The organism is Amycolatopsis nivea (assembly GCF_004522235.1).
GTDB lineage: Bacteria > Actinomycetota > Actinomycetes > Mycobacteriales > Pseudonocardiaceae > Amycolatopsis > Amycolatopsis nivea.
Genome location: NZ_SDLT01000061.1, coordinates 1 through 13,616 on the forward strand (window position 1 = coordinate 1; position 13,616 = coordinate 13,616).

Consider the following 13,616-nt stretch of genomic DNA (forward strand, 5'->3'; position numbering starts at 1 on the left):
CTGGAACTGGATTCCCAGTCCAACTTCCGGGGCGCAGTTCAATGAGGGGTCCCCTCATTGACTTCAATCGAGGTGAGGTGGGGCGCGGAAGGAGCTTGCGGAAGGGAGTGGGCGGAGTCTCTGGCACCGTGCTCGCGGAAAGGCCGCGCGAACGGGAAGGGTCAGGGGCGCTGGCGCACCCCGGCCAGTACTGCGCTCACGCTCGGCAGCCAGCGGTGCCTCGGGTCGGGGGCGGTCAGCCATTCCGGGCCCATGCCGGGGGCTTGGTGACCGGTCGGCAGGGGGAGGAGCGCGCCGCTGTCCATGACTGTTACGTCGGGCGGCAGGGTGCCTCGCAGGAGCAGTTCGCCGTCGGTTTCGGCGAGGATGGCCAGGCGCGGGCCGTGCTGGGTGGGGAGGATCAGGGACGGGCCTTCGCAGCCCAGGGCGGACAGGTGGTTGCGCACCGGGCCCGAGGTGAGTTTCGGCAGGGTCACCGCGCACAGGCCGTTTTCCAAAGCCAGGAACAGGCGCGCGCCCTGCCGTCGGACGGACCAGCCGAACACCCCGCCGTAATACGCGTCTGCCGGGTCTGGGCCGGTGTGGTGGTCGGGCCGCAGTTGCTGGTCGAGAGTCATCGTCGACGCCTTCCGCTCGCATGGGGTGCCTGCCTATGTTAACGGCACTCAGTGCCACTAGCAACCCGGGCTGCTACCGTTCGGGGATGACGGAGACACCGCGCACCCGGGTCGGGGCCACGCCGGCCGGGCGGCGGCAGTTGCGTCGTGCGCTCGCTACGGCGGCCGTGGATCTCTTCGCCGCCAACGGGTACGAGGCGACCACCATCGACGACATCGCCGCGGCGGCGGGCGTCGGGCGGCGGACGTTTTTCCGGTACTTCGACAGCAAGGACGACGTCCTCTTCGCCAATCACGACGAGATCGTCGCCGAGATGGAGCAGGTCTTCGAGACCGCCGATCCGGCGCGCGACCCGATCGAAGTGGCGACCGCGGCGGTGTCCCTCGTGCTGGAGTCTTATGCCGCGGAGCTGGACGTCTCGCTCAAGCGATTCAGTCTCACTCGCACGGTGCCGTCGTTGCGGGACAAGGAAGTTGCGACGGTCGACCGCTATCAGCGCGTCCTCGCCCGCTACCTCCAGGACCGCTTCGCGGCGGCTGGCGACGAGACCGCGACGCTTCGAGCTGCCGTGGCCGCGGCGGCGATCGCGGCGGCGAACAATCATGTCCTGCGACGCTGGCTGCGCAGCGGCGGACGCGACGACATCGAGGCCGCGGCGACGGAGGCGTTCACCCTGGTCGCGGACGCGTTCCGGACGTCTGGCTCGAAGGCATCCGGCGAGGCCGAGCCGGGCACGGTGGTGGCGGTGCTCAGCACTGCGACGCCGTTGCACGAGGTGGTGACCCGGATCGGCGCTGCGCTGCGCGACGCCGAACCCAGGTGAGACGCTTGCCGGTCGGCAAGTGAAGTGCACTGAGTGCCATTGAGGGCGGTGCGGCGTGTGTGGGAGAGCCGGGTTGGTGACCGCCTCGGCTGCGATCCGATCCGCGACGGGGCACGCATCGCTTCGCCAGGGCGGGCTCCGGTCGCCTTGCCGGGACTGGCTGGTGTCGCGCGGCCGGACGGGGTCGTGTTGGCGGATGGGCTCGTCTCGCGTTGGCGAGCCGAGGCCGTATCGCGTTGCCAGGAACAAGCCAGTCTCGTATTGGCGAGTGGAGCCTGTGTCGCGTTGCCAGGAGCGGGCCAGTTTCGCGTTGGCGAGTGGAGCCTGTGTCGCGTTGCCAGGAACAGGTCAGTCACGCGTTAGTGAGCCGAGCCGAGCCGTGTCGCGTTGGCGGGGGCGGGGTCGTAGCGCATCGGCGCGAGAAGGGGAGCCGCCGCGGGGCACGGGTGCTGGATCGCATTCCGGTGCCTGCCGAGGGTTGGCGGCTGGGCCGTCAAGCCGCGAAGAAAGTGTGCAAAGACTCCGCGACCCGGTCCGGGGAACCGTCGTCGTCTGGGCCGGAATGGCCCAGTCCGGGGAACGTGATTCGTTGTGCGTGCGGGATCGTGGCGGAGAGTTCGTCCAGCGTGATTCGGAGGAACGTCGGGCTTTTGCTCCCTCCGAGCAGCAGGGCTCGCGCGTCTAAACTAGCGTAATCCCTTGCGGTGTCAGCCAATTCCTCGACTAACTGTATGTCGAAATGGTGAGTCGGGATGAGCGCTGGGATCGGCACGTCGGCGCTGGATCGGCGTTGCAGGCGCGAGCCGATCGCCATCAGGGGTACCAGTGCGAAGCGTGGGATCCGGTTGAGCGCCGGTTCGATCGCCAATCCCTTCAAAACCGTCGCCAATGCGGAGGACAGCCGCCCCCGGGCGAGTTCGCGTTCGTAGCGCGGCACCCACTCCAGCGGCACCGAACCGTTGACCGAGAGCGGTGGTTCGTACAGGGCGACCGCGCCGATCTCGGGGACGGAAAGGGCGCTTCGCAAGGCGATGAGCGCACCTGAGCTGAGGCCGAAAACCCGTGCGGCGCCCGTTTCTTCAGCCAGGGCGCGCAGGTCTTCGGTCTCCCGCGCGATCCCGTACTCGGCGCCATGCGGTCCGCTGAGTCCGCGGCCGCGCCGGTCGGGTACGCAGACGGTGAATTCGTCCGCAAGCGCGGTCGCGAGCTTCATCAGGTGCTGCGCTGCCTGCATGCCGCCGTGCAGGAGGAGCACGGCCGGGCCGCTGCCCAGCTGGCGGTATCCGATGACGGTTCCGTCGGCGGAGGTGACCGAGCCGGTGCGGTACTCGGTCACTGGTCTGGCCTGATTACCCGGGCACAGTGTTCGCATAAAGGCGACTCTAGCGAACCGCGCACAGTGTTCGCAATAATGTCGGCCATGGTTGACGACGTGCGGCCGCCGATCTGGCTGCGGCCGGAGCGCGGGACCCGGGGACCGCGTCCGGCGCACAGCCGGGCCGATCTCGCGGCTGCGGCGATTCGGGTCGCTGACGCGGAAGGTCTCGAGGCGGTGTCTTTGCGCCGGGTCGCGGCGGAGATGGGCACCGGAACGACGACGCTGTACCGCTACATCGCCACCAAGGACGAGCTGTTCGACTTGATGATCGACGCCGCTTTCGGGGAGCGTGAACCGCCGACGCCGACCGGGGATTGGCGGGCGGACCTGCGCGCGGTCGCCGGGGAGTACCGCGCTCTGGTGGTGCGGCATCCCTGGTTGGGCGCGATGCCCGCGACTCGTCCGGCGCTCGGGCCGAACAGTCTGGCGTGGTTGGACGCGGCGTACGCGACGGTGGACGGGCTGGGACTGGCCGCGGACGAGGTCTTGGCCCAGGTGGGCACGGTGCTGACGTTCGTCCGCGGCCACGTCCTCGACGAGCTGGCCGAACAGGAAACGGCTCGGCGGTCCGGAACGGACATGCCGACCTGGTTGGCGGCGCAGGCGCAGTACGGCGATTTGATCATCGGCAGCGGCGATTATCCGCATCTGAGCCGGATCATGGTCGAAGCGGAAACGCCGCATGCCGATGATCGTTACGAACGGACCTTTCGCCGCGGGCTCGACCACATCTTGGCCGGGCTGGCCCACAGCGGGCGATAGGAGGGCTCAGGCCTTTTCCACCGCGGGCTTGAGGGATTCTTCGCACCACTGCCGGAAAGTCGTCGGCGTTTCCACGGCATGCTGCGGAGTTCGGACCACGCCCTCGTCCAGATGGTTCAGCTTCGCGGTCGCCATGTCCATCATGGACTGTGCCATCGCCTCGGAGTGACCGTTCGCGAGGACCTGCGCGCAGAGTGCGGAGACCGGGATTTGCTGGTACTTGACCGAAATGCCCAGCACTTCGCTGATGATGGCAGCTTCCTCGTCGGGCGAAAGGTCTTCCGGGCCGAGCACGGGGACCTCTTCCCGGCCGGTCCACAATGGATCGAGCAGCAGCCGGGAAGCGACTGCGGCGATGTCGCGGGTGCAGACGGTCGGGGCGGCGTAATCCGGCGGCAGGACGTCGTAGAAAGTGCCTTGTGCCTTGATCACCGAAGCTTGGCGCAGCAGATTGTCCATAAAGGTCGGATTCGCCAGCGCGCGGAAGGCGACGCCGGTGTCGGCGATGAGGTCGTCCATCGCCAGGGTGGCGGTGACGTGTCCGGCTCGTTCGGCGGAGGCGGTGCCGCGGCCGAGTGCGCTGACCGATACCACCCGGCGGACGCCGTGGGTGCGGATCGCCTCGACGGCGGGGCGCGCGAAGCCGGAGTAGGCCTCGTCGACGCTCGCGGCTCGCCGGTCGGGCGGGACTAGCCAGAACACGGTGTCGGCACCGTCGAAGGCGCGGGCGAGGACCTCGGGATCGCCGTGTGAACCGACCTGGACGTCGATGCGTTCGCGCAGGTCAGCGGGCAGTTTAGCGGGATCGCGGACGATCGCGCGGACGGGGCGGGCTCCGTCGGCGATCGCGGCGAGTACGCGGCTGCCGATGTTCCCGGTGGGGGCGGTGACGACGATCATGCGGGCACTCCAGGAGACTGTCGAAGAGGTGGAGCAGGAAGTAAACTCCACCGTACCGTTTACTTTTAGCGGAGGCAAGGATGGCGCGTGAAGGCGGTTCGCAGCTGCGGGGTGCGGAGTTGCGCAAGCACATCCTGCTGGCGGCGAAGAACGTGTTCCTCGAAACCGGGTTCGAACGGGCGTCGATGGACGCGGTCGCGGCCAGCGCGGGGACGTCCAAGCGGTCGCTGTACGCGCACTTCGAGAGCAAGGACAAGCTGTTCCTCGCGGTGCTCGACCTGGTCCGCGAGCTGTACCTCGGCAAGCTGATGACCCCGGACGCGTATGCGGACGACCCGGTCGAGGCGGTCGCGTTGTTCTGCGGGCGGTTCCAGCAGTTGCTGACCTGGGAGTCGCAGGCGCGGACGTGCCGGCTTTGCATCGCGGCTGCCGAGCGGTTGCCGGACAGCGCGAAGGCGTACTACGACGCGATGTTCGCGGTGATGTACGCGCGGCTCGCCGAATATCTGGCTGCACAGTACACAATGGACAGCACGGAAGCGGGGGCGCTCGCGGAGGATCTCGTCGGGCGGACGGTGCTGCCGCGGGTGTTTCGGGTGTTGCTGAACGCCGAGCCGGCGATCGAGGAAATGCCGGGGGCCGAGGCGGCGGTGGACAACGTCGAACTGGAACCGATTCGGCGGGTCGTTTCGGCGGCCTTGGGGCAGCGCGCATGAAGATCACCAGTGTTGACGTGTGGGTCGTGAATCTGCCGTTGACGAATCCGTTCACCAGTTCGTTCGAGACCAAGATCGGCGAGACCCGCACGGTGGTGCGGCTGCGCACGGACACCGGGGCCGAGGGCTGGGGCGAGACGATGTGGGGTCGGCCGGTCGCGGAGCTGACCCGGAAACTGGGCGCGGACATGATTGGGACCAGTCCGTTCGCGCTCGAGGCGTTTCATCGCCGGCAGCACATGGTGCCGTTTTTCCACGGCTATCTGGGATATGCGGCGCTAGCCGGGCTGGACGTCGCGTGCTGGGATCTCATCGGACGGGTCACTGGACAGTCCGTCACTGACCTGCTGGGCGGGGCGGTGCGGACCGAGGTGCCGATCACGGCGTTGATCACCCGTGCCGACGCGCCTGGTGCGGAAGGGGAAGAACTCGCGCAAGGGTTGGCCGAGCATGCGGCGAGAGTGGTCGCCGAGGGCGGCTTCTCTGCGGTGAAATTGAAGGGTACGCGCGACGTTCGGGGAGATGTCCGGATTCTGCGGGAGCTGCGGAGGGCGTTGCCGGAGATCGAGTTGCGGGTCGATCCCAATGCCGCGTGGTCGGTGCCGGATTCGATCCGGGCTGGGATCGCGTTGGAGGAACTGGACCTGGAGTATCTCGAAGACCCGTGCGCGGGCATCGAGGGGATGAGCCAGGTTCGCGCGAAGGTGCGGATTCCCTTGTGCACCAACATGTGCGTGGTCCGGTTCGAGGAGTTCGCTCCGGCGGTACGGCTGGGTGCGGTCGACGTGATCCACGGTGACGTCTACAAGTGGGGCGGCATCGCGGCGACGAAAGCGCTTGCGGCGCATTGCGAGACGTTCGGGCTCGGAATGAATCTGCACAGCGGCGGCGAACTCGGGATCGCGACCGCGGCGCATCTGGCGGTGGTCGCCAGCACGCCGGTGCTGTCGCGGGCGATCGACAGCATGTATTACCTGCACGCGGACGACATTGTCGCACCGCTGCGGCTTTCCGGCGGACGGTTGCCGGTGCCGACCGGACCGGGGCTCGGCGTGGAAGTGGACGAGGAGAAGCTGGCTTTCTACGCGGCGAAGAACGAGCGGGAAGGCGATCTCACCGGATGACCGTGCCGCGGTCCGAAAAGGACCGCGGCACGTCTTTGGCTCAGCGCAAGGCGTTGACGGTGATGGTGAGCGTGTCCGGGTCGCCGGCCTGGACCGCGCCGCTGAAGTCGGGGCCGGGGGAGACGTCGTCGTACGGGAAGGCGTATCCGCGGTTGTCCGGCAGTTTGCTGTGCACGATTCGCGCGTAGTGGTTGGTTTCCGGGTTCTGGTAGAACTTCGCCGGATCCTCGCCGGTCGGCTGTTTCGGATTGTCGCGCAGGGTGGTGCGGTTCAATGCCGCCGCGAGCCGGGGGATGATCGCCTTGCGGGCGTCGCTGTCGCCTTGTTTGATGGCGAACGGTCCGCTGTCGCAACTCCATACGTCCGGCGTGGCGGGTTTGTCGAAGCGCTCGCCGTTGTTGAAGGCGAGCACGCCGTCCGCGCCGACCTGGCCGGTGAACGCGCCGAGGCCGGGCACCTGGGTGTCGACGGTGAGCGTCTCGCTGGCGTATTTCTTCCAGACCTCGTCGATGTAGCCGTCGAGGTATCCGCCGAATTGGTCGGCGCGGTAATGCGCGGACAGTGCGCGCAGCGGCTTTCCGTCGCCGCCGGTTTCGATGAGCGTGCCCCATTTGCCGCCCTGGGCGTTGAGGGCGTCGCAGATCGGGTCGAGCGAGCGCGCGGGCAGTCCGGGGACCGTCTGGTCGCCGGAGCCGGTCGTGGTGAGGTGCAGGCCGATCGGGATCGCGACGAAGTCGACGTAGCTGATGTTGGCGAACAGCACGTCGTTGTTGAAGGTGAATTCGCAGAACGACCAGTTCCGGTTGTAGTTCGGGTCGTCGGCGGCCAGGAAGCTCGGGTGCACGAGAGCCGGGCCCTTGTTGACGAAGAAGTCCAGTTTGCTGTCGAGCGCGACATAGATCCGGGCCGCGTACATTTTCGGGACGGTGACCTGGGAAAGCGACTTGAGCGGGATCGCGCAGTCCTCGCCGAGCGGCGTGTGGTCGCTGCCCGGGGACGGCGGATAGTACGGCGTGCCATCGGCTTTCAGGATGACGAGCCGGTTGTCCAGGGTCGTGCCGGTGATGTACGCGTAGGTCTGGCCCGCGCCGGACCGGTCGTCGAAAGCGACCTTCGCGGTGTCGGGGGTGCTCGCGGAGGCGAACGCGGAGTTCCAGAGTGGAAATGTCGCGGCTGCCGCGGATGCGCCGAGGAATGCTCGCCGGGAAATCAAGGAAAACCGCCTCCTGGAGTCGTGCCCTTTTCCGGTGACCGGCACGCTAGTCACGGCCGGGAAAGCGGGTCAACGAATCCGGGAGAAATTGGCTGGTTTTGTCATTCCCGGCGAATTCCCCGGACGCACGCCGAGGCACGGGCCGCCGCCACGGCCCGTGCCTCAGCGTCCGGTGCGGACTTTCCGGGTCAGCTCACCTGCAGGTCGATGCAGGCGTAGAAGGCGTTCGCGGTGTCCGCGATGTTCCAGACGGCGAGCACCGTCTGCCTTCCGGTGTGCCCCTTGAGGTCCACGTTGTGGGTGACCGTCTCCGGGGGCTGCTGGCCGCCGCCGTCCACGGTGGCGATCTTGTCGTTGCCGATCCAGTATTCGTAGTTGGACGTGCGGTGCCGGGCGGTGAACTTCCAGGTGAAGGCCACCGAGGAGCCGACCGGCGACGCCTTCCAGCCCTTGTTGTTGTCGTTCAGTTCGGCGAACTGGGCGTTGCCGCCGCTGCAGCTGTGCAGCCCCTTCGGCCCTTCGACGCTCTGCGGTTCGTACTTGATCTGGCCGCAGGAAACGGTTCCTTGCGCGCATTGGGCCTGCCGGCTCGCCGGCGCGTTGACGTACCCGTGCGCGCTGGCGATGCCTGCCGGGCTGATCAGCACGAGCACCGGGGCGATCGCCGTGCCGACCGCGGCCGCGACGAGTTTCCGGTTCGCTTTCATGGACAGCTCCTTCGGGAATGCTCGTTTCCCCGTGCGGGTACGACAAAGCGACGCACCGGCTTTCCGGGAGCCGGCCCGCACTGGGGGTGAGCGAAGGGGGTGGGCTTCTTGGTCTAGACCATACGCCCGGCGCTCGGGAAAGGTCAACAGCTGGCAAAGAAAGGCGGGGCAGTGGTTATCCGTCAACGTTGTCACCCCGGACCACTCTCGCTTGTGGTTTTACCGGACGGCTTTCCGTTGATTGCGCCGGACGGGTGGCCCGATGCGGATCATGGCCACCCAGCGTGATTTCGTCCGCTCTGGACTGTCTATAGTGGACAGTGGGAAGCTGCGCGGGCGCACGGAAAGCGGCCGGTGCGGGTGGTCCGGTGCAGCGATTCTGCCCGGTCGTCGAAATCCCCGACTTCCGGCGGGTTGAACGGATTCGATCGGAAATGCTGAACTGGATGGTTGAGGTGTTCGCGGGGCCGAGGCCCTCGGCGGCCGGGTCGCCGTGCGGATGGGGGCGCTGGCGAGCACGTCGCGTGGGATGCCGAGCCGCGCCAGGTTGCGTTCGGTGACCGCGCCGAGGGCGGGTCGCTCTCGCCGGGGGTGGCCGCGGTCAGGTCGGCGCGGGTGTGCTTGCTGTTCAGGACGCCGCCAGCCAGCGGGGAGCGGGGGACTATGCCCGTCTCGTGGGCCATCGGGAGCAGGTCGCGCTCGACGAGACGTGAGCATCGGTGGGGGCGGTCCCGGCGAGCGCAGTTGCCTTTACCGGCTCAGCGGCAGTCCCGTTCGGCGGACTGACCGGCTGCCGCCGAGCCGGAGCCCTTGGCCGAGTTTCCCCGCGCCCGGCCATGGTGCTTGAACCACCGCCGCGACATCCTCGCCTGGAACCGATGACGCGACTGCTGGTGGATTTGCCCGCGCTGTTCCCGGCTCAGCGCAACGCGAGGTGGCTGCGCGGCTGGGGCGAAGCATCCGGACGATGCGGCGCTGGGGACCTCATCGCGGAATCTCCTGCCCAGGGCGAGGAATTCGGGCGTTGGCGGGCGGAACGGGAGCAGCCGGGGGACGGAACGTGCTTCGGCAGCCGGAAGCCAGGAGTGCCGGACCGGCGAGTGCTGATCTGCCGGGAGGCGTTCGCTTCGCTGGCTGGGTCAGGATTGCCGGGAGGGGGTCAGCGGCGGATTTCCTCGCCGCCGTGCCCGGTAAGCCGCGGCCTTCATTTTGTTTCCGCAGGTGGCCATCGCGCACCATTCGCGCCGTGATCCGCGCGAATGGTCCAGGTAAACCTGCGTGCATTCCGGCCGTCCGCATTCCTTCAGCAGGTCCGCGTCCGGGCCGCCCAGGATCGTGATCGCGGCCCGGGCCACGGTGGACAACGCCTGCGCCGCGGTCGCCCGGACCTGTCGTCCGGCCCGGGTCAGCTGCGGGACCGCGTCCGGTTGCGCGGCTGCCTCGTTGAGCAGCGTCAACGCCTCCGGGTCGTACTCGTGGCCGACGAGCCGGGCGGCGACCAGGGCGTAGATCGCCTCCCGGACCGCGATCGCCCCCGCCAGGTCAGCGGCCGTGCTCCCCGGATCGGCGCCGGTGACCCCCGACTCGCGGAACCAGGCGTCCAGGCTGCGCGGCGACCCCAGCATCTCGGCCGGCTCGTCGTTGCGGCGGGCCCGCAGCGTGCCGACGAAGTCCAGTGCCGGGTTCCCGCAGGGGAAGGCGTGCTCCATGCGCACCAGTCTGACAGGTGATGAATCACGACGCAAGGAACTCTAACCAGTCTAGGGGGGGTATGAGTAGCGGATCACAGAAATGCGTAACCATCTTGACCGGTGACGAATGTGCGTGCGAAGGTTCTCTCGTCGCCGAGACCGGCCCGGTCTCCTGCTGAAAGGTCACGTCCGATGGACTCGATCACCCTGGCGTTCCGCGAAGTTCTCGGCGCACTGGCGGCGCTGACCGGCACCGTCCTCAGCGGATTCTGAAAAGTTCTGGAAAGGGAAAGCCATGTCTGAAACCACTTACACCGCCGTAGTCACCACCACCGGCGAAGGCCGCAACGGGGGACGCGCGGTTTCGTCCGACGGCGCGCTCGACCTGAAGTTCGCCATCCCGAAGGAACTCGGCGGCAACGGCGGCGCGACGAACCCGGAGCAGTTGCTCGCGGCCGGCTGGTCGTCGTGTTTCATGGGCGCGGTGCGGATCGCCGCGGCGCAGCGGAAGGTGAAGCTGGCCGACCTCGCGGTGGTCGCGGACGTGACCCTGCATCACGACGAGGCGAACTTCTGGCTCAGCGCCGCGTTGCACCTGGAGCTGACGGGGATCGACCAGGAGACCGCCGACACGCTGGCCGCGGCTGCGCACCAGACCTGCCCGTACTCGAAGGCGCTGGGCGGGAGCATCGAGGTCACGGTGGACGCGACGGTCGCCTGATCCCGGTCGGTCGGGGTGCCCTTGAGCCGGTGGTGCGGGGGCGGGTTCGCGCGGGATTTCGGCGATGCCTGCTGTCGAGGGCGCGCTCGATCCGGCGGTGCCGGATTGCGGGGCGGCGGTTCGTTCGCGGATGCGGAAGATGCCTGCGAACCGACGGCACCGGGTTGCCGGGCGGTGCGGGTGCGGAAGGCTCGTTCAAGTCAGCGGCGGGCGGTTCGGTCGTGGATGCGGAAAGCCGTATCCGGCTGGGCGTGGGCGTGCTCGGTCAGTTCGGGAGCGAATTGCCGGGCAGCCCGAGGCCGTTCGGAACACCCGCCGCGTCAGGACCGAACAGCAGGAGCCTGCCGAGCCAGCTCCCGCGCCACTTCGACGGCCGTCTCGATGGTCCGTGCCGCGAGGGGCGACTCGGCGTCCCGCCCGCGGGGCCAGTGCAGGTAGATCGAGCGCGCCGGGGTCGGGTCGAGGTCGTGGACCTGCAGGTCCGGCCATCCCTCGGGGCCGTGGATCGCGCCGCAGTCGCGGCAGACGACCTGGTGGATCGCCAGCCAGGGCAGGACCGCGAGGCCCATTCCGGCGCGGACCATCGACAGGATCGTCTCGCTGCCCGCGGAGCGGAACACGATGCGCGGGCGGGCCCCGGCCTCCGCGAGGGAGTGCTCGAGCCTGGGCTGGTCGCAGGTCGACGGCCAGGCCACCATCGGCTTGCCGTCCAGTTCCCGCGCGGGCACCGGACCCGCCGGCAGCGTGTCCGGAGGTGCGACGGCCAGGTAGGGATCTTCCATCAGCAGGACGTGGTCCGTGTCTTCGCTGATGAGACCGTCGTGGAACAGCAGGTCCAGTTCGCCGAGCCGAGGCTCGTCGGGTTCCGATAGCCGGATCTCGCAGCGGGGGTGTTCCTCGCGCAGGAGACGCAGCACGGTCGGCAGGATCGCGTGCGAGACGCTCTGCAGGGTGCCGACGTCGATGCGGCCTTCACCGGCCTTGAAACGGTCGACCGCCTGGCCCAGCGCTTCGGCCTTCGCCAGTACCTCCCGGCCGTGTTCGAGCACCACGGCGCCGAGCGGCGTGATCCGCACGGGGCGCGGGCCGCCCGGGCGATCGAAGACCGCGCCGCCGAGGGTTCGTTCCAGGGCAGCGATGTGCTGGCTCACGCTCGATTGCGTGTAGCCCAGCCGGGTCGCCGCCCGGGAGAACGTTCCCTCTTCGGCGATCGCGAGCATCGTCGTCAGCTGGCGCAGGTCGAAGTCGGCCATGAGCCGAGTATATTACTGTTCACGATGGATTCGATCGTAAACAATCGCTTTTCTTAATCTCCTGGCACTCTTAGCGTCGTTGCCATGACAGTCGCAACGATCGCCGCCGGGAGAACTCGCAAGCTGCCGTCGCTCGCGTGGACGCTGGGGGCGTGCCACCTCGTCGCCCGGGGCGGCGCGTTCGTGCAGCCGATGCTGGTGCTGTACCTGACGCAGGAACAGCGGATGACCCCGACGGCGGCGGGGGCCGTGGTATCCGCAGTGGGCATCGGCGACTTCGGATCGCAGCTGCTCGGGGGCTGGCTGGGGGACCGGACCGGGCGGCGGAAGACGATGCTCCTCGGGTTCCTCGGGACGGCGATCGCGTTGGCCGCCTTGGGATCCGCCGCCGCGCCGCCGGTCATCTGGGCAACGGCGGTGGGCTACGGTCTCGCTGCTGGGCTCTTCCGCCCGGCGGGATCGGCGGCGGTGGCGGACCTTCCGCCGGAGCAGCGGGTGCGAGCGTACAGCTTGCTTTATTGGGCGGCGAACCTCGGATATGCCGTCGCGGCAACGGTTTCCGGGGTTCTGGCGAGTCGCGGCTACGGGCTGCTGTTCTGGTTGAACGCGGTCGCGATGCTGGTTGCCGCGGCGATCGTGGTGACTGCGGTTCCGGAGACTCATTCGGGACCGAGCCATGGGCGACGCGCGCTGCTGCCAGTGTTGCGAGCGGACCGTCTCATGAGGACCATGACGCTGATCCACGTCGGCTGTTTCACGTTGTTGATGCAGGCGTTCGCCACATTGCCGTTGTTGATGACCGCGCAGCAGTTCAGTTCCGCGACTTACGGTTCCGTGCTGGCGCTCAACGGGTTCGCCATCGTTGTCCTGCAACCGTTCGCTGCCGCGATGTTGGCGAATCGCGACCGTGCGACAGTGCTTGCTACCTCGATGTTGCTGGCGGGCGTTGGCGGCGGTCTGGCCGCCGTGTCCCAGAGCATTGCTGGCTACGCCGTCGCGATTCTTGTTCTCAGCCTCGGGCAGATCGGGTTGGCGGTCCAGTTCGGTGCGACGTTCGCTGCTCTCGCGCCACCTGATTTGCGCAGCGGGTATATGGGTGTCGCGTCGAGTGCGTGGAGCCTTGGCGCGGTTCTCGGCCCGATGCTCGGTACTGCGTTGCTTGAGCAAGCTGGCCGAACTTGGCTGGGCGTAGTGGCTTTCGCCGCCGGAACTCTGCTTTTCCTTGCCCAGCAAGCCGTCGCTGGACGACTTCGCGAGCGGCAGTCAACCGAGAAGGGAACCCACTGATGACGACCATGACCGACAGCGAATGGCGCGCCTTCCTCTCCGAGGGTACGAGGCTTGCGCACCTGGCCCTCACTCGTGCTGACGGACGTCCGCACGTCACGCCGATCTGCTTCGTCCTCGACGGCGACGAACTTGTCTTCGCCTTGTCGCCGGGAAGCGTCAAGGGCAAAAGCCTTGCGCGGGACGGCCGGGTCGCGGTCTGCGTCAGCGACGAGCGGCAGCCGTACAGCTTCGTGACCGTCGAAGGGCAGGCTCGGGTTTCTGTCGAGCCGGACCAGATCAGGCGCGTCGCGACGGGGATCGCCGAGCGTTACTACCCGGGTCAGTCCGCAGTGGACCTTGCCGATTCGTTCGTCCACAGTGGATTCACTGCGGTCCGAATCAGCATCGCGCACGTTATCGCCCAATCTGGTCTCGGCTGAG

General features: G+C 68.0%; 14 protein-coding genes. 7 read left to right on the top strand and 7 right to left on the bottom strand.

What is annotated here, in order from left to right; genetic code table 11:
- Positions 1-161 precede the first annotated feature (161 nt).
- Positions 162-617 carry a hypothetical protein gene (locus EIZ44_RS41385; protein WP_134734290.1) on the bottom strand — a complete coding sequence of 152 codons (456 nt, stop codon included), beginning with the start codon at positions 615-617 and terminating at the stop codon, positions 162-164.
- Positions 618-703: 86 nt separating this feature from the next.
- Here EIZ44_RS41385 and EIZ44_RS41390 point away from each other — a divergent pair, with 86 nt between their 5' ends.
- Entirely contained in the window at positions 704-1,441 is a 738-nt protein-coding gene (locus tag EIZ44_RS41390; protein ID WP_134734291.1) for a TetR family transcriptional regulator, read from the top strand.
- 493 nt (positions 1,442-1,934) lie between these two features.
- Here the strand turns inward: EIZ44_RS41390 and EIZ44_RS41395 are convergent, their stop codons facing one another.
- Positions 1,935-2,777: an alpha/beta fold hydrolase gene (locus tag EIZ44_RS41395; RefSeq protein ID WP_205673472.1), complete on the bottom strand. Its 843-nt coding sequence runs from the start codon at positions 2,775-2,777 to the stop codon at positions 1,935-1,937.
- A gap of 84 nt (positions 2,778-2,861) precedes the next feature.
- Between EIZ44_RS41395 and EIZ44_RS41400 the strand changes: the two genes are divergently transcribed.
- A complete protein-coding gene (locus EIZ44_RS41400) occupies positions 2,862-3,581 on the top strand; it encodes a TetR/AcrR family transcriptional regulator (RefSeq protein ID WP_134734293.1) in 720 nt (239 codons plus the stop codon).
- Between the two features lie 6 nt (positions 3,582-3,587).
- On the opposite strand, the gene EIZ44_RS41405 is transcribed toward EIZ44_RS41400, so the two are convergent.
- Positions 3,588-4,481, bottom strand: coding sequence for an NAD(P)H-binding protein (locus EIZ44_RS41405; RefSeq protein WP_134734294.1), 894 nt, complete (start codon positions 4,479-4,481; stop codon positions 3,588-3,590).
- Between the two features lie 80 nt (positions 4,482-4,561).
- Here EIZ44_RS41405 and EIZ44_RS41410 point away from each other — a divergent pair, with 80 nt between their 5' ends.
- Both EIZ44_RS41410 and EIZ44_RS41415 read left to right on the top strand, forming a co-directional pair.
- Positions 4,562-5,197: a TetR/AcrR family transcriptional regulator gene (locus EIZ44_RS41410; RefSeq protein ID WP_134734295.1), complete on the top strand. Its 636-nt coding sequence runs from the start codon at positions 4,562-4,564 to the stop codon at positions 5,195-5,197.
- Positions 5,194-6,321, top strand: a complete 1,128-nt coding sequence (locus EIZ44_RS41415) for a mandelate racemase/muconate lactonizing enzyme family protein (RefSeq protein ID WP_134734296.1) — start codon at positions 5,194-5,196, stop codon at positions 6,319-6,321. The genes EIZ44_RS41410 and EIZ44_RS41415 overlap by 4 nt, the downstream gene beginning before the upstream one ends.
- A 40-nt stretch (positions 6,322-6,361) precedes the next feature.
- Here EIZ44_RS41415 and EIZ44_RS41420 read toward each other — a convergent pair whose 3' ends face one another.
- The 3 genes from EIZ44_RS41420 to EIZ44_RS41430 all read right to left on the bottom strand — a co-directional run bounded on the left by EIZ44_RS41420 (position 6,362) and on the right by EIZ44_RS41430 (position 9,950).
- Entirely contained in the window at positions 6,362-7,534 is a 1,173-nt protein-coding gene (locus EIZ44_RS41420) for a glycoside hydrolase family 64 protein (RefSeq protein WP_134734297.1), read from the bottom strand.
- Positions 7,535-7,722: 188 nt separating this feature from the next.
- On the bottom strand, positions 7,723-8,241 hold the full coding sequence (locus EIZ44_RS41425; protein WP_037819393.1) for a lytic polysaccharide monooxygenase auxiliary activity family 9 protein: 519 nt from the start codon (positions 8,239-8,241) through the stop codon (positions 7,723-7,725).
- Positions 8,242-9,380: 1,139 nt separating this feature from the next.
- Positions 9,381-9,950 (bottom strand): CGNR zinc finger domain-containing protein, encoded by a 570-nt coding sequence (locus tag EIZ44_RS41430; protein WP_134734298.1) that lies wholly within the window; start codon positions 9,948-9,950, stop codon positions 9,381-9,383.
- Positions 9,951-10,227: 277 nt separating this feature from the next.
- Between EIZ44_RS41430 and EIZ44_RS41435 the strand changes: the two genes are divergently transcribed.
- Positions 10,228-10,653 (top strand): Ohr family peroxiredoxin, encoded by a 426-nt coding sequence (locus tag EIZ44_RS41435; protein ID WP_037819396.1) that lies wholly within the window; start codon positions 10,228-10,230, stop codon positions 10,651-10,653.
- Positions 10,654-10,973: 320 nt separating this feature from the next.
- On the opposite strand, the gene EIZ44_RS41440 is transcribed toward EIZ44_RS41435, so the two are convergent.
- Positions 10,974-11,906: a LysR family transcriptional regulator gene (locus EIZ44_RS41440; RefSeq protein WP_134734299.1), complete on the bottom strand. Its 933-nt coding sequence runs from the start codon at positions 11,904-11,906 to the stop codon at positions 10,974-10,976.
- An 84-nt stretch (positions 11,907-11,990) separates the two neighbouring features.
- Between EIZ44_RS41440 and EIZ44_RS41445 the strand changes: the two genes are divergently transcribed.
- Both EIZ44_RS41445 and EIZ44_RS41450 read left to right on the top strand, forming a co-directional pair.
- A complete protein-coding gene (locus EIZ44_RS41445; protein WP_134734300.1) occupies positions 11,991-13,193 on the top strand; it encodes an MFS transporter in 1,203 nt (400 codons plus the stop codon).
- An 8-nt stretch (positions 13,194-13,201) separates the two neighbouring features.
- Positions 13,202-13,615 (top strand): PPOX class F420-dependent oxidoreductase, encoded by a 414-nt coding sequence (locus EIZ44_RS41450; RefSeq protein ID WP_167754440.1) that lies wholly within the window; start codon positions 13,202-13,204, stop codon positions 13,613-13,615.
- Position 13,616: the final 1 nt, after the last annotated feature.